Below are 18,967 nucleotides of genomic sequence, written 5' to 3'. Positions count from 1 at the left end.
GTGTCAACTCGAAGAAGCCGTTCCAGTACGGATCGGCTTCTTTGTTTACACGACCTTTATATTAACGTTCTATCGGTGTAATCACTTCGATATGAGTAACAAAATCTATAGGCTGTTTAGGTTCAAGTCGGACAAGTCCGGTTACTTCATCGGTTAAAGGCAGATTCGGTGCATTGGGAAGCCAGGTGTAAGGTTCGATGCACAAAAATTGATCAGACTCTCCTTTAGTATACAAAACCCAATGTTTGAAAAGAGCTTCATCCACTGAATACTTCAACGTATGTCCGTCTTTTCTCCGCAAATGAGCCACAGCTGGCTTACCCTCCGAAGCACGAAGCAGGGTATCCCAGTTTCGGCCTTGCATGTTAATGCCTTTTTCAAGGGAGGACCATTCATCATGCAGCGCTTCTATTTCACCTGTAGGCAGCTGTTCATCATTTTGCACATACAATCCGGAAACAGGTAGGTGGAGCATCCATTCTTCTGGGTTACCGTCCAGCAAAAACCATGTATGATACCCTATCCCAAAGGGAGCAGGTGTTGAGCTTAGGTTTGTTACACGAAGTCGCTGTGTCAGTACTTCATTTTGCAGGCTAAACGTCATTTCAAGCTTCAGAGGGATTGGGAATTGTTCCATCCAATGCGCGTCATTTTCAGTCAATAATTCGGTTGTAATGGAACATCCGTCTTCATCTTCTTCAATATCACTCACACGCCAAGACTGGCTGCGATGAAGTCCGTGGATATGGTTGTCATTCGCTGTATTCTGATCAAACTGATAACGTATGCCTTCATATTCGAATTGTCCTCGGTGAATACGTCCAGGTGGTATGAGCAGCGGAACTCCGAAATGATAAGGCTTCTGCAAATAGAAGGCCAGGTCATTTTCATCGGGACGGCGTACAATATCCCTGTTCTGCACCAAATCGCGAATGGCTATAATGTTATTTCCGAGCCGAGGCAACAGGGTGATTTCTAAATTACGGCTATGTAGGATATACGTGTCGTAACCATTCCATTGACTTTTGGTCACTTGTTTCATATCGATGCTCCTTTTCCCACTTGAAATCTGCCTGCAAACGGTACGGTTTTGCCCGAACTGTGCAGACGCGTCATAGTGATCATGCGAACTTTTTGTAACATCCTGTAAGCGACTGCGTAGCATCCAGAGGATAGGCAATACCATCATAACAGATTTTAAAGGATGGTGAAAAACCTATCCTATTTTGACATTCAAGCTTGTGCGCATTAAGATAGAGTTCTGGAAGATAATTACGAACTGAATGAAGTAAAAGCGATGATAGGGACAAGTAAGTGAAGAGCAATCTCTACAGAAAGCCAGTGGTTGATGGGAACTGGTGTGAACTCTTTTCTGAATGGACCCTTGAGTGTGTAGCTGAACAGGCGCAGTCTATTTAAGACGGCGGGCCTTATTAGGGTATGCCGGATATTCCACGTTACGGAACAATGAAGGCTCCTCCTTACAGGTGTTCCTGTATGTCATCAGGACAGCGTAGGAGAGCGAATAAGGGTGGCACCACGGTCTCACGTCCCTTGCGGATGTGGGGCTTTTTTGCGTTCGTAGAGGGAGTTTTAATAAATCAGGGAGGCGTATAAAGATGAAAACAGTATTATCTGGAATTCAGCCAAGTGGAAAGCTTACATTGGGTAATTACATTGGTGCTATTAAAAATTTTGTGAAACTACAACATGACTACAAGTGCCATTTTATGGTGGTTGATCTTCATGCCATCACAGTGCCCCAAGAGCCAGCAGCGCTTCGCGAACAATCAGAGGCCGTTGCTGCTCTGTTTATTGCTGCGGGCATCGATCCTTCCAAATCCAACGTATTTCTTCAATCCCATGTGCCACAGCACGCGGAACTGGGCTGGTTGATGACCACGCTGACGTCAATGGGTGAGCTTGAAAGGATGACTCAGTTCAAGGACAAATCTTCGGGTAAAGATTCTGTAGGTGCCGGGCTGTTCGTATATCCATCGTTGATGGCTGCGGATATTTTGCTCTATAATGCAGATCTTGTACCTGTTGGAGAGGACCAGAAGCAACATCTAGAGCTGACTCGTGACTTGGCAGGCCGCTTTAACCACCGTTATGGGGAGTATTTTACGATTCCTGAACCGTATATTCCGCAGGTGGGGGCTCGTGTCATGTCTTTGGATGATGCTTCAACGAAAATGAGCAAAAGTAACCCGAATGCTGGAAGTTACATCGCTTTGTTAGATCCACCAGATGTCATTCGTAAGAAAATTAGCCGTGCCACAACCGATTCCGGACGTGAAGTGGTCTATGACCCAGCAAATAAACCAGAAGTCAGCAATCTGATGAGCATCTATGCAGAATGTGCAGGTATGACATTAAATGAGGTTGCAGAGCGTTATGAAGGTAAAATGTACGGTCCATTCAAAAAAGAGCTTGCGGAAGTGGTTGTTTCTGTAATTGAACCGCTGCAAGCCAGATATAATGAAATTCGTGAGTCTGGAGAGCTTACAGATGTATTAGAGACTTCGGCACGCCGTGCAGAAGAGGTTGCTACGCAGACACTTGACGCGGTAAAAGAGCGGATGGGCTTTGTTCCTAGACGCAAGCTGTAATTCGAAGCAAGGGAAATGAAGAGCATACATCTTTTAGGATGTGAAAAAGAGGAGACGGATGAAGTTCATCCGTCTCCTCTTTCTATACGTTTATTTACATCCAAGTGTGCTCTGTAGCCTAGGATATCGATTCAGAAGCCGAGTTGGTGCTGGCTTCCCGACGTTCTTTTTTGGCACGAATGATAAATCCCCAAGCGATATTTGCCATAGAAAGAACAAATAGAAGTGTAGCTAGCCAGCCGGAGTATGAGATCGTAATCGCTGTAACCGTTAACAAAACAATCGAAGAAAACGCAAACCATAGGGATAAGCCTTTGCTCATTGGGAAAAACCTCCATGTACAGAATTAATGAATTTTCGTATAACTTGAAGCGTACGAGCCATAATAATCTTGCAAGCTTGCAATACATTACAGACACAGATTGAAAGGAGATTTTAAATATGGCTCAAGGATCTCGTTCTTCCAACAACTTGGTGGTACCTCAAGCAACAGCAGCCCTGCAACAATTGAAAATGGAGGCTGCACAGGAACTGGGAGTGACCATTCCACAAGACGGATACTACGGTAACTACACTTCCCGTGAGACAGGATCTCTGGGTGGTTACATTACTAAACGTTTGGTACAAATCGCTGAGCAGTCTCTGGCTGGGTCTGGCAAATAATTTATACAGCAAGGCAAGAAAGCCCGGAGCGGATAACGCCCCGGGCTTTTCCCGTCGCAATCGTTCCTATAAACGATTGTGCCCTGCAATCAACACTTGCGTCAAGGGCCAGCAGATAAAAGTTTTTTATCCATCTTCTCATCGCTTAACCAGCCTACATACGTATCAATGGTTTCAAAATTCCGATCCATGACGACTACAGCGACAAAAGGATACTGTTTTCGGTGTCGATAACGCACGTCTGCCCAGCGAACTTTATACCCGTTAGTAAGCTCTTCTACCTCTGCGACAGCATAAGAAGTGAAGTATAGAAACGCACTGACCTCTGGCAACTTGCGTGAAGCGATAACAGCTGCATGGGAGGATGAGGTGGCATGAAGACTCCAAGTCAGCTCAGATCCATCGAGTTTGCCAAGTTCGTAACTACCATCTTTATTTGTTTTTACGACATGCCAGCGGCTCCACGAAATAGTAGGAATGACAATGTATTTGGCTGCTTCCGAGCTATTGTCCATACGTATTACTTTTCGAACTGCAAGTGCACGAGCAATTGTACGCCAGATATAATATACGCCAATTAGGATATACAATGCAGTGAAAAGTGGAGCAGGCTGGGCCAGATTAAAGGCCCATAACAGAATTGCTATCACATGTGTCGTGAACATAAATGGGTCGAAAATGTGAATAATATTCCAAGCTATCCAGCGTTCTGTAAAAGGACGAGCAGCCTGAGTCCCATACGTATTAAACAAGTCTGTGAATACATGTACGCCTACAGCTACAGCAGTCCATAAGGCTACATGGCCCAGCGAAATCCCAGAAAAAATCAATCCAATCACACCGGTAATAAGCACAACCCATAAGAGCAGGAAAGGCGGTGAGTGTGACAATCCTCGATGATTTCGAATATAGAGCGAATTGCTTTTGAATCGCAGTGCAGTATCAATATCAGGGGCCTGGGAGCCAGCAATTGTACCAACCATGACCGCGGCTGCGAGCACTGGGTCAGCTGCAACGACAGGATCAACATAGGCGAGACCAGCTAGACCAATGCCCATAACAAAATGTGTAGAGGTATCCATAAACGTCTCCTTTACAAGGTGTATCGTCTTCAAACATCAAACATCTCTATTTAGGTGATACCCATATCTAGTGTATATTATCCGCTTACGTAGATGCAAAACATAATGGACTCTGGCAAGAAACTGTCCGATTCCCAGCAAATGTACGAACATTGTCAAACAATTAGACTGTTGCCTATGATAAAATTTATATCGTAAGCGGAATAGAACGGATGGATACTTACACGTTCATTCATGTGTGAAGTGAATCCGTGTGAATTTGGACATTGGCCGTGAAGACACTATTCAATACATATGTAGCCCAAGGCATAGATGATCACACCGATCTGAGATAGAGCCGTTGGGAAAATCAACTGGAAAAGAAGTGTAGAGTGTAAGATATTAATCATGTGATTTACTTTGTTTGGTGTGTATGCGCATTCATTCGTATGATATGGGGGGAAGAGAAGAGGATGCAAGTCATTAAGAAATACATATGGACATGGATATTGCTTGGTATTGCACTGATTATGGCGGTGTACTTAATGTGGAACACGGCATTTGCCAGCAAGGAGAAGTTACCCGAGATTCGGGAGATCCAATCATTTTCGATGGAAAATGTGGATGGACGTACCGTCTCTCTGGCGGATACACAGGGTAAAGTACGGTTGTTCTACTTTTATTTTACCAGCTGTCCAGATGTATGCCCGATTACGACATTTACACTGTCTCAGGTGCAGGACTTGTTGAAAGAGGATGGTACATTTGGTGACAAGGCATCCTTTGTGTCTATTTCATTCGACCCGAAAGTGGATACGAGGGAGAAAATTAAAACGTTTGCCGACCGCTTCCATGCGGATTATTCCGGCTGGTATTTCTTGCGAGGCGATATGGACAAGACGAAACAGTTCGCTAAAGAATCTTTTCAGATTCTGATCGAAGGTGAGAACAAGGAAGACTTTGCCCATATGAACATGATCGGTCTAGTGGATGAGAATAACCAGCTTCGCAAGGTGTATAACGCGTTCAATACCGAAGATGTGCAACCGGAAACCATTGCCGAGGACATTCGTAGGTTGATCAAAGAATAATGAATCATGAGTTATGGGCTGAGTATGAAGGTAAGGTTTAGAGTTGAAAATTATTTGCTTTAGAGATTTATAATTAAACGATCCATCATTAAAAGATCCGTGATTGAAGAAAAGGCTGTTTCCGGTTGTATTGACCCGAGAACAGCCTTTTTGTTGCCTTTTTCAATATGAAGTTTGGTCGGGATACTGAATGAATTCCTCCAGCCCGGCTTTCTCTAACTGGGCAATGATGTACTCATCTGGAGTGCCTTCCACTCCTGCATACCCACGTCTTGTATACATCTGTACTGCATCGGGAAAAGCATCCCGTAGTACGCCTCTTATTTTTTTGCCGGAGCTGTCATTGTCCATGAACAAATATACTTCATCATAGCCGACTTGCTTGCGCAGTGTCTCCAGCTTGAGAGAGTTTAGCGTTCCGAATGTGCACAAGATGTTGATCTCTGGACCAACTAGTCGTTTGAGTTTACTGCGATCATTCTTACCTTCGACGATGACATGAATAGGCATCTTATTCCCCCCTGATTCGAGAGCTGATGTCGACATTCCCCGGGAAATGTTACAGCGAAAATCGACTGAATGTACTTATAGTGTATCTGGAAACGGGGGAATAATGCAAAGTTCAAAAGATCTCAATGCAAAGAGATGAGTAGATCTCACTATAACTTGCAACGTCTTAACCCAGAATGCTTTTGGCATCGGAAGATGAGAGAGAGGCAGTGGGTTTGGATGTGTAGTACGGGAGAAGCAGAATACCAATCATCAGCAAAATAAAGGCAATAAAATAAGGTGATACTCCAAGTCTTAGTTGTCCAGCAGTAATCGGACCGATAAACGATCCAATAGAGGTGGCAATCGACTGCAGTGAAAAAATACGTCCAAGTTTGCTGCCGCCGCTGAGATGAATAAAGAGTGTGGCCATGGCTGGGAAAATAATGCCCTTAGACATTCCAAGTACAAATAACACGACCGTTAACGAAACCTGTGGTATCGCCGCCATAACAAAGAAGCTAAGTGACATCAATAATACTCCCACGACTAGACGCAGTTTTGGCGAATACCGGTTAAGGAATAACATGCTAAGTGTAAATAATGCACCTATACTAATGATGGAGAATAGTAAACCAGTAGACATGATAGAGGAATCTCCGTCTCCTCGTAGGGGAAGTTCAAAGAACAGAATGCCCTGAGCACAGGCAATGACCAAGGGCAGCATAAAGTAACGCCAAGATACAGGCAGGAATACTTTAGATGTGTCAGTTTGCGTGTGAGCAGAGTTAGCGTGAGCTGGGATAGATTTTGCTGGTTCTGTCAATGGCTGCGGCTTAGGCGCAAGGCCGCGTGGCATGGTGAGCAATGCAATGACCCCTGTCAGAATAAGCAGATAGCCGAGACTGGAGAAAGTGGCTGAGAAGCCCATAGCACCCACGATAACTGCACCAGCGGCTGGCGATACCACAGAAGCCAGTGTATGCACTACCCCATGTCCTGACATATATTTGCCTTGTTTCACTGGGTCAGTAGATAGTTGTGCAAGCAGGGCCAGACATGCCGGAGACAGAAAGGCTAATACAAATCCACTGATGGAACGCAGTGCAAGCAGTTGCCAGGGGGTGTGGACATGGGCCTGCAGGAGTAGGATAATGCCTGCGCCTACGAGGCTGAACACAATGTATCGGCGGCTGCCATGTTTATCAATCTCTGTTCCGGCGATCAGATTACCAGGCAAGTGGGTTAAAGAATAGATCCCCATCATCCATCCGATGAAGGTTGGAGCTGCACCAAGTGATATGGCAAAAGGCGTCAGAATGGGATACTGGGCATGCAGATCAAATACAGCTAGGAACAAAAAAAGGTATAGCCAGATGGCCGTTTTCACTAGAGCCCCTCCTTGTTAGGCGATGCCTGTTTGATCACAGGTCTTGAACGTGTCCACGTTCGTAAGGACAAATCCTCATGGTACTACTTGTACGCCCCGCAGGACGAACTTAGACCGTTTATTTTTACCGGAGAGGGCTTAGCTGACAGCAGGTTCGGAAATCATGTATAATATTCGGGAACATGAAAGAACTCTATAACGTATAACGGAAGGTGTAATCATGAACATAGAAGTAATCAAAGAGTTTGTGATGCAGAACTGGCTGGTGATCGTTGTTGCTCTGATCATTTTGTTCTTTGTTCTGAATGTGGTCAAAACGATGTTGAAATGGGCGATAGCTATTATCATTATTGCGGCTCTGTTGATATACAGCGGTATCTCCATTGAACAGATTAAACAGACTGTCACTGACGTGCAGTCCAGCACGATGGACGCGCTTAAGAAGGAGGCGACAAGCATCATGCTGAAAGAGGCTTCCAAGGCAACGTATACAGCAGGGCAGAATGGTGAATTTACGATTACCAGTCCTAATGTGGAGATTAAAGGTAACACCAAGTCGGAAAAAGTCGATGTGACCTTCCGCGGCATTTCGGTTGGTGAATGGAAGATGAGCAACGAAACGATCCAAACCTTTGTCGAACAGGCACAAAAAAACAAAACAGCACCCGCTTCGTAGTTAAAGGGGGAATGAAGACGTGCTGCAAACTTGGCTGGACAGCCTGAAGGAATTGAATGGGATTACCATTTTGCTACTGCTGATTGTAGCGGCTTCCTTGTTGCAGGGATGGTCCAGAGGGGCTTCACGTTCTGCGGGGAGACTCTTTGGTTTCCTGATGGACGGTATTATGGCCGTGATTGGCATATTGTTATCTATTGGTCTGACGTTATGGCTTGCGCCCTATGTACAGGAGTGGTTGTCTGGGCATGCTGCGGCTATGCCTAATCGTGAATTAAACCGGTGGGAGCAGTTGTATTATACGCTAGTTACAGCAATTGCGGATTTCCCGCTCATGCGGTTCGCCGTATTGTTTGTACTGAGTTACGGTATTATTCGTATCATTCTTGGGGTTATATCTTCCTTCATATTTAGCAGAAGACATGCGGGACATGAGCAAGCTGCACCAAAAGGCTTCTTCAGCCGCTTGACAGGGGCTGTGATCGGAACCGTAATCGGTTCGGTCCGAGGGATGATCGTAATCGCGGTATTGTTCATGATTGTCAGTCTATATCCGGGCAGCATGTTCAGCCGTTATGTCGAGGCTTCTCCGATCTACATGCAGGGAGCTAAATCTGTTATTGAGCCGTTATCAGGAACGTTTATCAAGGATAAGCTTCCTGTATTTACACAGGCTGTGCAGAAGGAACTTGGCGGCATTCTGCAACGGAAGTATGAGGTCATCGATCATAACATTCCAGCAGATGTTGAGCAGGCTGCAGAAGAGATTGTAAAAGGGAAGTCTACAGATGAAGCGAAAGCCAGAGCGCTATATGACTGGGTGGGTACGCGAATTCAATACGACTACGGGAAAGTAGATGATTACGAGCAGAAGGGGATATGGCACGAACAGACCCCGAAGAATACATTCGATACACGTAAAGGGGTATGTATTGATTATGCCCGGCTCTACGCAGTCATGGCTCGTTCCCAAGGTCTTGATGTCAAGGTTGTTACAGGTTTAGGCTATAACGGTCAGGGTGGTTACGGACCTCATGCGTGGAATGAAGTATATCTTAGTAATACTCAAAGCTGGGTCCCACTTGATCCAACATGGGCTATTAGTGGAGACTGGTTTAATCCACCGAATTTTGCCGACACCCATCTGAAAGATCAGTCAGCCTGATATTACACTGTTCAAAATATGACGACGTTGCCAGGCTATCATGCCGGAAATAGGATTGTTTTGCATTATGCATCAAGTCATGAAAGAGGTAGGATGAATGAAAAAGCATTCCAATGAAAAGGATGAACTTACGGACAAAAGGCGTTTTAGCTACCGGATGAACGTATTTTTCTTCGTTTCCTTTGTTATTTTTAGTGTGATTATTGTACGTTTAGCCTATTTACAATTTGTCGAGGGCCCTGAGCTTAGCCAGGAAGAAGCGAGTAATATTACGAAAGATGTACCGCTCGCTCCCGTAAGAGGAACCATCTATGACTCGACGGGCACGGTAAAGTTGGCATACTCGAAGCCGATTCAGTCTCTCTATCTCACATTGTACAAAAACTATGGGGATGTGAATGGACAACCCAATCCGAAGATTGGAGAAGTTCAGGATATCGCTCAGCGATTGCATGATGCCTTCGAAAAGTACAAATCTAAAGATTCTGAATCCTTGACCGTAGATCAAATCATGGAGGAAATGGATCTGAACTCGCGTAAAGCGAATGGCTTTATGCCAAGACTGATCAAGAGTGATTTGTCGGAAGCTGAAGTTGCATATTTTCTCCAGCACAAGGATGAATTCAAAGGCATTCAGATCGTAGAGGAAAGTGTGCGTTACTACGATCCAGACACGGTTGCCGTGCAGTCGATTGGTTATCTGAAAAAATTCAAAAGTTCTAAATCCTTGAAAAAGTATCAAGAAGTGGATGAAGCGAACAAAACACAGACCGACCCAGGTTTGGTATACACAGAAAATGAATTTGTTGGATTCGATGGTCTTGAATTGCAGTATCAGGACAAGTTGCGAGGTAAAAGCGGGTATACCTCCGTTGATGTTGACCTGCGCAACTTACCTGAGGGTGTAGCGGGTACAACACCGCCGGAGAAAGGGTACGATCTAATCTCCAGCATCAACAAAAACGTGCAGATGAAAACCGAGCAGGCCATTATGGATCAGTTGAGCTGGCTACACCGTAACCCGGTATCGGGAAGATTACATCCAAATGCCACTACCGGATTCGCCGTTGCCATGGAAGTGGATACAGGTAAGGTGGTGGCAGCTGCGAGCATGCCCGATTACGACACGAATGTGTGGAGAACGGGCAGCATAAGCAATGAAGATTACGATAAGATCAAATATATTTATCAGAACGGTACAATCCGGGGATTTCCTCCTAGTGATTCAAATAAGCGTGCAGAATCGGTTGTCCTGCTTGGTTCAACGATCAAGCCACTAACTGTTTTGATCGGTTTAAAAGAGGGATTCTTTACAACGAATTCAGTCTACATTGACCGAGGATCAACAACGTTTGGTGGAGATAACCGCCGCGTGCAGAACTCCTCTGGCCACGTCTACGGTGCGCTTCGTCCGTATGATGCGATTCGTCATTCCTCCAACGTATTTATGATTGATGAGATTGGTAAGAAGCTCTATTCGCAGTATGGAGCAAAAGGCGTTGAAGTCTGGGACAACTATATGGAGCAGTTTGGTCTTGGTGTAAAAACGGGAGTGGATCTGCCGAATGAATGGGCTGGACGCAAAGAATATATGGAAAGCTCTGAAAGTTCCCTAACCAAGCTGGTATATGCGTCCTTTGGACAACAGGGTAAGTATACAACGATGCAGCTGGCTCAGTTTACAGCGATGCTTGCGAATAAAGGGAAACGCATGCAACCGCAATTCGTGAAGGAGTTCAGGGATGCAGAGGGCAATGTTGTGGAGAAGGTGAAACCGAAAGTTCTTAACACGGTAGACTTCGACGATGCGCATTGGAATGAGGTACAGCGTGGTATGGCAACCTCAGTTTCTTCCTTTAGCGACTTCCCTTATGACTTTGCCAGAAAAACAGGTACATCGACACAAAGTATTGGTGGCAAATCGGTGGATAACGGAGTATTTATCGCTTATGCACCACGTAACAATCCGAAGCTGGCTGTTGCCGTCATGATCCCAGAAGGAGGCTTCGGTTCCACCAGTGCTGCGCCAGTTGCGCGGGCGATCTTCGATGCTTACGATGAGGAGTTTGGACTCGACGGAATTCCGAAAAAAGATAAAAATAAAGAAGCGGAAACGAATAATCAGTGATATGGTAGTGAGAAAGGTAGTTTAATTGAGAAGACCCCGAAACCGGGGTCTTTTTTTGTTGATTTTATATAACATAAAATGGATTCTATGACGAAAATGTAACCAAAAATAGAAAGACGTTACAGTCAGGTTTTGTTAAACTTAGGTGTGAAGATAAGACATAGGGTCTATTATGACGTTTCGACATAGAGAAGGTACTTATACTTTATACATTTAAAAGAACGGAGAGACGCACTGTATGTTTACCCGACTGAAGAATAAACTGCCAAATGAAGATGAGGGAGCGTCTAATAAGCCTTCGACGGCCAGGTTGAATATGTTTTTTTTCGTGGCATTTGTCATATTCAGCATTCTGATCTTTCGATTGGCATTTGTACAGTTTGTCGAAGGACCAGAACTGACGTACATGGAATCCACACGTAATACAAAAGATATTCCTCTTGCTCCGGTACGCGGTCCAATCTATGATGCGACTGGAAAAGTGGCACTAGCTTATTCGGAACCAGTGCAGTCGCTCTATGTACTTCTGTATGAAGATTATCGCAATGAAGAACGCAGGAAAGAAGCGGAAGGGCTGGCTCATAAACTGGCGGATATATTCAAGCAATTTAATCCGGGAGACGAGAAGCAGCCGGATGCAGAAGAGATTATTAAACGACTGGATCTCGATCATCAGAAAACGTTCGGATATGTGCCTAGACTGGTTAAGTCCGATCTGACGACCCAAGAAATTGCTTTTTTTCTGGAGAAAAAAACGGAGTATCCTGGTGTTATGGTACTGGAGGAAAATGTACGGAGATATGATCCCGACCGGGTTGCTGTCCAGGTTGTTGGTTACACACGGGAATTTAAGGGAGCAGGGACATTGAAGCAGTACAAAACGATCATCGAGCAATCGACTTCTCAACGTGATCCAGGTTTAGTGTACTCCCAGGATGAGAAGGTTGGTTTCGATGGATTGGAACTGCAATATCAGCAGGAGCTTCGCGGACGAAGCGGATATCAATCGATTGACATTGACTCTCGAAATTTGCCTACAGGTACGATGGAGCTAACACCGCCAGAGAAAGGCTACAGTCTGATCTCCACCATCAATAAGGAGATTCAGCTTGTGGCACAGCAGGCGATTACGGATGAATTACGCAAGTTGCCAAAAGCCGTTACCGGTTATGCTGTAGCCATGGAAGTGGACACGGGTAATGTGGTAGCCATGGCAAGTATGCCCGATTACGATCCGAATGATTGGGATTATGACAAAATCAAGTATGTGTTCCGCAATGGAACGACAGAGTCTTTCCCTCCTGATGATTCTAGAAAAAGGGCGGAATCCGTTGTGTTGCTAGGGTCGGTCATCAAACCGCTGAGTGTACTTATTGGTCTAAAAGAGGGGTTATTCTCTGCGGGAGAAACGTATCCCGATATAGGGTATGCCTTGCTAGGCAAAGACGGACGACAAGTGAAAAATTCCCGCTCTGCCTACAATGGAAATATTACCGCACGGAGAGCGATCGAAAAATCGTCCAATGCTTTCATGATTGACATGGTGGGCAAGCGCTTGCTGAGAAATTACGGTGCTGAGAAAGGGATTAATAAGTGGGACGAATACATGAAGGAGTTTGGATTGGGTGTCTCCACAGGTATTGATCTGCCGAATGAATTCCTAGGCCAGTTGGAATATAAGGATGAGGATGAGTCGGCTTTGACGCGTTTGGCGTTTGCGTCCTTTGGTCAGCAAGCCAAATATACGACGATGCAGCTGGCACAGTATACGACCATGCTGGCGAACAAGGGCAAACGAATGGAACCTCACCTGGTGAAGGAAATTCGGGATGCAGATGGCAATGTGGTGAAAAAGTTCAAACCGAAGGTTCTTAACGAGGTAAAGTTTGCGGATGCGCACTGGAACGAGGTGCATAAGGGTATGGTGACGAAAGTAAGTGCGTTTGACGGCTTCCCTTATGATTTTGCTAGAAAGACAGGAACATCCGAGCAAGGAACGGGACCTAATAAAAAAGAGAACGGTGTCTTTATCGCTTTTGCACCGCGGGATAATCCGAAACTTGCTATAGCGGTTGTTGTACCAGAAGGTGGATACGGATCGGTCAGCGCAGCGCCGATAGCTCGCAAAATATTTGATGCTTATGATCGTGTGTATGGCTTGGATGGTATTCCTAAGAACAAAAAAGATCAGAATCAGGAGTGAAATTAATGTAATACAATCAAGTGATGCTTCAGGACAGGCGAGGGAATTTAACCCTTGCCTTTTTTTTTGTCATCGGATAAAATTTGCACTGGGGAAACATTATTAGGTCAGGTTAAAATATAATACCTTGGACAACTTAATTAGTTATGGACAAATATTTTAGATCAGGGAAAGGGGAGATTGCCTTGTTAAAGGTGAAGATGAAAAGTATTCATCGCGGCGTCATTACTCTGGCTTGTATTGTATTAATTATTGTGCTTACGGCATGTTCGAGTACTCCGGGAACGGATGGGAATGACAAGGTGCGGATTACTGCAACAACAGGCATGATTGCGGATGTAGCACGTGAAGTGGGCGGAGCATATGTCGAGGTTACCGGATTGATGGGACCGGGTGTAGACCCTCACTTATATAAGGCCTCCCAGGGGGATATCCGCAAACTGGAACAAGCCCAGGTGATTTTTTACAATGGATTGCACCTCGAGGGGAAAATGACAGATATATTGGAGAAAATGTCCAAAAGTAAACTGGTCACCGCAGTAGCTGAAAAAATCCCGGTGGAGGAGCTACACTCCGGTCAAGCAACAGGTGGAACTGCGTATGATCCACATGTGTGGTTCAACGTCAAACACTGGATGCGTGCAACCGAAGCTGTTCGTGACACGCTGATGGAAGCGGACCCGGACCATGCGGAGCAGTATAAGGCACAGGCAGAAGCGTATCTCGGGAAGCTGGAAGCACTCGATGCGGAAGTGCGAGAGAAGATCGGACAGATTCCGGAAGCAAGCCGTGTACTGGTTACAGCACATGATGCATTTGGCTATTTCGGTCAAGCCTACGGAATCAAAGTTATGGGCCTTCAAGGGATTAGTACCGCTGCGGAATATGGAGCCAAAGATGTAAGTGAACTGCGTGATTATCTGGTAGAAAATCGGATCAAAGCTGTATTCATCGAATCGAGTGTACCTGCTAAAGCGATGGAAGCCATTATTGCCGGAGCTGCGGAGAAGGGACATACCGTCAGCATAGGCGGAGAACTGTTCTCGGATGCTATGGGGGCAGAAGGAACAGAAGAGGGGACTTATATCGGAATGGTAAGGCACAATGTCGATACCATCGCGGCGGCTTTGAAATAATGAATGATCTGGAGAGAGGAGAGCGATGATGATGAACGATTCCAACGCAATGAAACAATCTTTAGAAAATGAAGAGAATCATCTGGCAGCACAAGGAAAAATAATGACCTCTTCACCTCTTCGCGTAAGAAATCTGGCGGTTGCTTATCACAAAAAGCCGGTACTCAGCCATGTATCTTTTGATGTACCCGAAGGACAACTGATTGGTATACTTGGCCCCAACGGTGCAGGGAAGTCAACATTGATCAAAGCCATTCTCGGGCTGGTGCCCAAAATGCAGGGTAACGTAGAAATCTTCGGACAATCTTATCGTGAAGCAAGGCGGCGAATTGGTTACGTTCCCCAGAGAGAGTCAGTAGATTGGGATTTTCCAACGCATGCGTTAGATGTGGTCATGATGGGGAGATATGGACATTTGGGCTGGTTCCGTCGTCCTGGCAAAAAAGAGAGGGATCTAGCCGCTCATTGTCTGGAACAGGTCGGCATGGGGGATTACATGTATCGGCAGATCAGTCAGCTGTCAGGGGGACAGCAGCAACGTGTGTTTTTGGCCAGAGCTCTGGTACAGGATGCAGACCTGTACTTTATGGATGAACCATTTGCTGGAGTGGATGCGACCACGGAGAGAGCGATCATCGCACTGCTGGAGCAATTGAAAAAGCAAGGTAAGACTGTGCTTGTAGTTCACCATGATCTGGCTACGGTGGAAGAATACTTTGATCATGTCCTCCTGCTCAATGGACGCCTGGTAGCATCGGGACCAACGAACGAAGCATTTGTACCGGATCGGTTACAGGAAACCTACGGAGGCCGGATTGCGATGATCGGCAGCCGAACGGAGAAAGGCCAGGTGTAGCTTCATGTGGAACTGGGTTGCTTCTATTCTGTCCGATCCGAATACACGCTGGATACTGCTTGGGTGTATGTTGCTTGGATTCAGTAGTGGTATTATTGGTTCTTTCACATTTCTTCGCCGTCAAAGTCTTATGGGAGATACTCTCGCACATGCCGCTCTGCCGGGAATCTGTATTGCGTTTATGTTGACGGAAACGAAATCTATTGGATTGTTTCTGTTCGGTGCACTCATCGCAGGCATCGTGGCAACTTTCGGCATTTCGTGGATCACCAGATATTCAAGAATTAAGCAAGATGCAGCGATGGGGATCGTCCTGACGGTGTTCTTCGGGATCGGTGTAGTAATGTTGACACGTATTCAGCACAGCGCAAGCGGGAGCCAGAGTGGACTTGACAAGTACCTGTTCGGGCAAGCCGCATCGATGGTGCTCACCGATGTATATATCATGGGCGGGGTATGTCTTGTATTATTACTTGCTTGCCTTCTCTGGTTCAAGGAATTTAAGCTAGTGAGCTTTGATCCGGGCTTTGCAAGAGGTATGGGACTGCCAGTCGGTGTACTGGAGCAATTAATTCTGTTGCTCACGGTGATTGCTGTTGTCGCCGGAATTCAGGCGGTAGGTGTGGTGCTAGTTGCAGCACTGCTGGTGACTCCTGCAGCGGCTGCAAGATGCTGGACCGATTCACTCGCTCTAATGGTACTGCTGTCTGGGTTGTTCGGTGCAGTAAGCGGTTCAGCGGGAACGGTGTTTAGCACGCTTGTTCCTAATCTGCCGACAGGCCCGGTAACGGTGCTTGCAGCAACGGTGCTGTTTATTGGGTCTGCTCTACTCGCACCAAGACGCGGATTACTTGCCCGCAAGCTGCGGAGCATTCAGGCCAAATCAGCGTATATACGTGAAGAACAAGCTACGTTGCAGATCGGCTCCGCACAGCCGAAAACGCAGAAACGGGGGGAGTTGTAGATGGCTACATTTTGGATTATTTTAACGGCAGTATTAGTCTCCTCTGCTTGTGCTATTCTTGGTTGCTTCCTGATTCTGCGCCGGATGGCTCTGGTCGGAGATGCGATCAGTCATGCCGTGCTGCCGGGGATTGCCATTGCGTTTCTGTGGAGCGGCTCCAGAGACTCCTTATGGATGTTGTTGGGTGCAACGGTGTTTGGATTGTTGACGGTGTTCTTCATTCAAAGTCTTCAGGCGGGAGGGCTATCTTCGGATGCCTCCATTGGTATTGTTTTTACGGCACTCTTTGCCGTGGGCGTTATTCTGATTAGTCTGAATGCCCAGCACATTGATCTGGATCTGGACTGTGTGTTGTTCGGAGAGATTGCCTATGTGCAATGGGATACATTAACCATGTGGGGGATGGATGTTGGGCCAAGAGCGGTGTGGATGCTGGGTATTACGTTACTAGTCATTCTTATCGTTGTCGGGCTGTTTTACAAACAGTTCAAGTTGTGCGCCTTCGATCCAGCGCTGGCAGCTGCTTGTGGCATCCCGGTAGTTTTGTTTCATTATGCGCTCATGGGACTTGTGTCAATGACGTCGGTTGCTTCTTTTGAAAGTGTGGGCTCCATTCTCGTTGTAGGCATGTTGATTGTACCCGCGGCAGCAGCTTATTTACTCACGGATCAGCTTGGTAAAATGATTCTGTATGCTGTACTCGTCGGTGCAGCCTCCTCGGTTGGCGGTTATCTGATGGCCTATGCATTGGATGCTTCCATTGCAGGTTGTATGGTGGCTGTGGCTGGGATGATCTTTGTCCTTGCACTCTTGTTATCTCCGAAACACGGTATCGTGCTTCGATATGTACGGCGCAAGTTTGCGGCGAGGTGAACAGGTATGAAGACATTTTAAGAGATACACGCAACGAGGTAGAGTACACAGTCTCTGAAAACTATGATAAAGGGTTTACATCTGCATAGCCTCATTAAAATGAGAAGACCGTCTGCCACAGCAGGCGGTTTTTGATGCATGCTATTGGTCATAACTAGATGAATTGAAGCGGTAAAGCCCCAAAAACAGGTTACTTTGTTGCATATGGATGATCTGTGGTAAAATGGCGTTAGCTGTGACGTCCGGGGCATCCGCCATTCGCGGGTACCGGGCGATCTTATTGTTTATGGCACAGGGATTTACACGTAGAGATTCTAGAGGAGAGAGACATACTGGAGGAGGATTTACAGCATGAGTGAACTGAAATATAAACTGCTGGCCCTGGATATGGACGGCACATTGCTGAACGATAATCATGAAATTACACAAGAAACAGCCAAGTGGATACAGATTGCGATCCGCCGCGGGGTACATGTGTGCTTGTCTACAGGAAGAGCGGTCTACCACGCCATGCCATATGCGGTGCAACTCGCGTTGGAAACGCCAATGGTTACGGTCAACGGCAGTGAGGTTTGGAAAGCTCCGCATGAGCTACATCTGCGTCATCTGATGGACCCCGCTCTGATCCGCAAGATGCAGGAGATTGGTGAGAAATATAATAGCTGGTACTGGGCGTATTCCGTCGAGGAGCTGTTTAATCGGGATCGCTGGACGGATAACATCGAAGGATTGGAATGGCTGAAATTCGGATTCACGACCGAGGATGATGAGATTCGTCATCAGATTATGATGGAGCTGCAGGACATGGGTGGTCTGCAAATGACGAACTCCTCCCCTGTAAACATTGAGGTGAATCCGGAGAACGTATCCAAAGCAACCGGTGTAGCCGAAGTATGCCAGTTGCTAGGTATCGACATGTCCGAAGTGGTAGCTGTTGGCGACAGTCTGAACGATCTGGCTGTGATTGAAGCAGTGGGTTTGGGTGTTGCCATGGGCAACGCACAAGAGCAGGTGAAGCAAGCGGCAGATTTGGTAATTGGAAGCAATAATGAGGATGGTATTGCCTACCTGATTCGTGAACATATTTTGAAGGGGGAGTAACCTTTGCTCGCAACCGTTGGCTGGATTTTAATTGTGCTGCTGTTTGCAGTAGGTATGGCAGGCACGGTCTACCCGATTCTCCCGGGAGCCATTGCGATTTTCTTCGCGTTTCTGGTCTACGGCTGGTTCTTCAGCTTTGATCCATTCGGTGTCTGGTTCTGGATTATTCAGATTCTGATTGTGGTTGTGCTATTTGTGGCGGATTACGTAGTGAGTGCATGGGGAGTCAAAAAGTTCGGTGGCTCCAAGCTATCCACAACGCTGAGTACCGTTGGTGTGATCATTGGTCCATTTGTAATTCCGGCGTTTGGTCTTATTCTGGGACCGTTTCTGGGGGCATTTATCGGAGAGTTAATTGGTGGTTCTTCTCCGTCCAAAGCGTCCAAAGTTGGATTCGGTTCAGTTGTTGGTTTATTTACCAGTACAGTGATGAAAATTATTCTGCAAATCGTGATGATTGTGCTATTTATTATTTGGGTGGTCCGATTCGCCTAGACAGCGCAATAGCTTAGCTTATGGCCGGAAAAAGGTCCGGTATGGGGGAAAGAAGGGGAATTCG

The 18,967-nt window shown here is 46.2% G+C and carries 19 protein-coding genes and 1 other annotated feature; of the genes, 14 read left to right on the top strand and 5 right to left on the bottom strand.

Annotated features, from left to right (window positions below; all coding sequences use genetic code 11):
* Window positions 1-61: 61 nt before the first annotated feature.
* On the bottom strand, window positions 62-1,042 hold the full coding sequence (locus PQG66_RS19370) for an aldose 1-epimerase (RefSeq protein ID WP_272039516.1): 981 nt from the start codon (window positions 1,040-1,042) through the stop codon (window positions 62-64).
* A gap of 246 nt (window positions 1,043-1,288) precedes the next feature.
* Window positions 1,289-1,558 (top strand) — a binding site (T-box leader).
* Between the two features lie 61 nt (window positions 1,559-1,619).
* Here PQG66_RS19370 and trpS point away from each other — a divergent pair.
* Window positions 1,620-2,612, top strand: a complete 993-nt coding sequence (gene trpS, locus PQG66_RS19365) for a tryptophan--tRNA ligase (RefSeq protein WP_272039456.1) — start codon at window positions 1,620-1,622, stop codon at window positions 2,610-2,612.
* Window positions 2,613-2,730: 118 nt separating this feature from the next.
* On the opposite strand, the gene PQG66_RS19360 is transcribed toward trpS, so the two are convergent.
* Entirely contained in the window at window positions 2,731-2,934 is a 204-nt protein-coding gene (locus PQG66_RS19360; RefSeq protein WP_272039455.1) for a hypothetical protein, read from the bottom strand.
* 119 nt (window positions 2,935-3,053) lie between these two features.
* Here PQG66_RS19360 and PQG66_RS19355 point away from each other — a divergent pair, with 119 nt between their 5' ends.
* The gene (locus tag PQG66_RS19355) at window positions 3,054-3,275 is read left to right on the top strand and encodes an alpha/beta-type small acid-soluble spore protein (protein WP_056702318.1); all 222 of its coding nucleotides are present in this window, start codon (window positions 3,054-3,056) and stop codon (window positions 3,273-3,275) included.
* 101 nt (window positions 3,276-3,376) lie between these two features.
* Here PQG66_RS19355 and PQG66_RS19350 read toward each other — a convergent pair whose 3' ends face one another.
* Complete coding sequence (locus PQG66_RS19350) at window positions 3,377-4,357, bottom strand: metal-dependent hydrolase (protein ID WP_272039453.1); 981 nt, start codon at window positions 4,355-4,357, stop codon at window positions 3,377-3,379.
* A 452-nt stretch (window positions 4,358-4,809) separates the two neighbouring features.
* Here PQG66_RS19350 and PQG66_RS19345 point away from each other — a divergent pair, with 452 nt between their 5' ends.
* Window positions 4,810-5,427: an SCO family protein gene (locus PQG66_RS19345; RefSeq protein ID WP_272039452.1), complete on the top strand. Its 618-nt coding sequence runs from the start codon at window positions 4,810-4,812 to the stop codon at window positions 5,425-5,427.
* 162 nt (window positions 5,428-5,589) lie between these two features.
* On the opposite strand, the gene PQG66_RS19340 is transcribed toward PQG66_RS19345, so the two are convergent.
* Together PQG66_RS19340 and PQG66_RS19335 are read right to left on the bottom strand one after the other, a co-directional pair.
* Window positions 5,590-5,937, bottom strand: a complete 348-nt coding sequence (locus PQG66_RS19340) for a toprim domain-containing protein (protein WP_272039451.1) — start codon at window positions 5,935-5,937, stop codon at window positions 5,590-5,592.
* Between the two features lie 166 nt (window positions 5,938-6,103).
* Complete coding sequence (locus PQG66_RS19335; protein ID WP_272039450.1) at window positions 6,104-7,306, bottom strand: MFS transporter; 1,203 nt, start codon at window positions 7,304-7,306, stop codon at window positions 6,104-6,106.
* A gap of 220 nt (window positions 7,307-7,526) precedes the next feature.
* Between PQG66_RS19335 and PQG66_RS19330 the strand changes: the two genes are divergently transcribed.
* The 11 genes from PQG66_RS19330 to PQG66_RS19280 all read left to right on the top strand — a co-directional run bounded on the left by PQG66_RS19330 (window position 7,527) and on the right by PQG66_RS19280 (window position 18,903).
* Window positions 7,527-7,982, top strand: coding sequence for an ATPase (locus PQG66_RS19330; protein ID WP_272039449.1), 456 nt, complete (start codon window positions 7,527-7,529; stop codon window positions 7,980-7,982).
* A 19-nt stretch (window positions 7,983-8,001) separates the two neighbouring features.
* Window positions 8,002-9,147 carry a transglutaminase domain-containing protein gene (locus PQG66_RS19325; RefSeq protein ID WP_272039448.1) on the top strand — a complete coding sequence of 382 codons (1,146 nt, stop codon included), beginning with the start codon at window positions 8,002-8,004 and terminating at the stop codon, window positions 9,145-9,147.
* A 97-nt stretch (window positions 9,148-9,244) separates the two neighbouring features.
* On the top strand, window positions 9,245-11,275 hold the full coding sequence (locus tag PQG66_RS19320; RefSeq protein WP_272039446.1) for a peptidoglycan D,D-transpeptidase FtsI family protein: 2,031 nt from the start codon (window positions 9,245-9,247) through the stop codon (window positions 11,273-11,275).
* 238 nt (window positions 11,276-11,513) lie between these two features.
* Window positions 11,514-13,478 carry a peptidoglycan D,D-transpeptidase FtsI family protein gene (locus PQG66_RS19315; RefSeq protein ID WP_272039444.1) on the top strand — a complete coding sequence of 655 codons (1,965 nt, stop codon included), beginning with the start codon at window positions 11,514-11,516 and terminating at the stop codon, window positions 13,476-13,478.
* 200 nt (window positions 13,479-13,678) lie between these two features.
* Entirely contained in the window at window positions 13,679-14,614 is a 936-nt protein-coding gene (locus PQG66_RS19310; protein WP_272039443.1) for a metal ABC transporter solute-binding protein, Zn/Mn family, read from the top strand.
* Between the two features lie 103 nt (window positions 14,615-14,717).
* Window positions 14,718-15,470, top strand: coding sequence for a metal ABC transporter ATP-binding protein (locus tag PQG66_RS19305; protein WP_272039515.1), 753 nt, complete (start codon window positions 14,718-14,720; stop codon window positions 15,468-15,470).
* A 4-nt stretch (window positions 15,471-15,474) separates the two neighbouring features.
* Window positions 15,475-16,434: a metal ABC transporter permease gene (locus PQG66_RS19300; RefSeq protein WP_272039441.1), complete on the top strand. Its 960-nt coding sequence runs from the start codon at window positions 15,475-15,477 to the stop codon at window positions 16,432-16,434.
* Window positions 16,435-17,307 (top strand): metal ABC transporter permease, encoded by an 873-nt coding sequence (locus PQG66_RS19295; RefSeq protein WP_272039440.1) that lies wholly within the window; start codon window positions 16,435-16,437, stop codon window positions 17,305-17,307.
* A gap of 208 nt (window positions 17,308-17,515) precedes the next feature.
* Complete coding sequence (locus tag PQG66_RS19290) at window positions 17,516-17,662, top strand: hypothetical protein (protein ID WP_272039439.1); 147 nt, start codon at window positions 17,516-17,518, stop codon at window positions 17,660-17,662.
* Entirely contained in the window at window positions 17,659-18,408 is a 750-nt protein-coding gene (locus PQG66_RS19285) for a Cof-type HAD-IIB family hydrolase (protein WP_272039438.1), read from the top strand. The genes PQG66_RS19290 and PQG66_RS19285 overlap by 4 nt, the downstream gene beginning before the upstream one ends.
* A 54-nt stretch (window positions 18,409-18,462) precedes the next feature.
* Window positions 18,463-18,903 (top strand): DUF456 domain-containing protein, encoded by a 441-nt coding sequence (locus tag PQG66_RS19280; protein ID WP_272039514.1) that lies wholly within the window; start codon window positions 18,463-18,465, stop codon window positions 18,901-18,903.
* The last annotated feature ends 64 nt before the right edge of the window (window positions 18,904-18,967 follow it).

Source organism: Paenibacillus sp. JJ-100 (genome assembly GCF_948329825.1).
Lineage (GTDB): Bacteria > Bacillota > Bacilli > Paenibacillales > Paenibacillaceae > Paenibacillus.
Note: the sequence above shows the minus strand (reverse complement) of the source record. Positions and strands in the feature narration are given on the sequence as shown.

What these genes read in the sequence shown, in the direction of transcription:
- PQG66_RS19290 (WP_272039439.1), top strand. Translation starts at nt 17,516, where the DNA reads ATGATCTGTGGTAAAATGGCGTTAGCTGTGACGTCCGGGGCATCCGCC.
- PQG66_RS19305 (WP_272039515.1), top strand. Translation starts at nt 14,718, where the DNA reads ATGACCTCTTCACCTCTTCGCGTAAGAAATCTGGCGGTTGCTTATCAC.
- PQG66_RS19340 (WP_272039451.1), bottom strand. Translation starts at nt 5,937, where the DNA reads ATGCCTATTCATGTCATCGTCGAAGGTAAGAATGATCGCAGTAAACTC.
- PQG66_RS19280 (WP_272039514.1), top strand. Translation starts at nt 18,463, where the DNA reads ATGGCAGGCACGGTCTACCCGATTCTCCCGGGAGCCATTGCGATTTTC.
- PQG66_RS19315 (WP_272039444.1), top strand. Translation starts at nt 11,514, where the DNA reads ATGTTTACCCGACTGAAGAATAAACTGCCAAATGAAGATGAGGGAGCG.
- PQG66_RS19295 (WP_272039440.1), top strand. Translation starts at nt 16,435, where the DNA reads ATGGCTACATTTTGGATTATTTTAACGGCAGTATTAGTCTCCTCTGCT.
- PQG66_RS19355 (WP_056702318.1), top strand. Translation starts at nt 3,054, where the DNA reads ATGGCTCAAGGATCTCGTTCTTCCAACAACTTGGTGGTACCTCAAGCA.
- PQG66_RS19330 (WP_272039449.1), top strand. Translation starts at nt 7,527, where the DNA reads ATGAACATAGAAGTAATCAAAGAGTTTGTGATGCAGAACTGGCTGGTG.
- trpS (WP_272039456.1), top strand. Translation starts at nt 1,620, where the DNA reads ATGAAAACAGTATTATCTGGAATTCAGCCAAGTGGAAAGCTTACATTG.
- PQG66_RS19345 (WP_272039452.1), top strand. Translation starts at nt 4,810, where the DNA reads ATGCAAGTCATTAAGAAATACATATGGACATGGATATTGCTTGGTATT.
- PQG66_RS19350 (WP_272039453.1), bottom strand. Translation starts at nt 4,357, where the DNA reads ATGGATACCTCTACACATTTTGTTATGGGCATTGGTCTAGCTGGTCTC.
- PQG66_RS19360 (WP_272039455.1), bottom strand. Translation starts at nt 2,934, where the DNA reads ATGAGCAAAGGCTTATCCCTATGGTTTGCGTTTTCTTCGATTGTTTTG.
- PQG66_RS19370 (WP_272039516.1), bottom strand. Translation starts at nt 1,042, where the DNA reads ATGAAACAAGTGACCAAAAGTCAATGGAATGGTTACGACACGTATATC.
- PQG66_RS19320 (WP_272039446.1), top strand. Translation starts at nt 9,245, where the DNA reads ATGAAAAAGCATTCCAATGAAAAGGATGAACTTACGGACAAAAGGCGT.
- PQG66_RS19285 (WP_272039438.1), top strand. Translation starts at nt 17,659, where the DNA reads ATGAGTGAACTGAAATATAAACTGCTGGCCCTGGATATGGACGGCACA.
- PQG66_RS19310 (WP_272039443.1), top strand. Translation starts at nt 13,679, where the DNA reads ATGAAAAGTATTCATCGCGGCGTCATTACTCTGGCTTGTATTGTATTA.
- PQG66_RS19300 (WP_272039441.1), top strand. Translation starts at nt 15,475, where the DNA reads ATGTGGAACTGGGTTGCTTCTATTCTGTCCGATCCGAATACACGCTGG.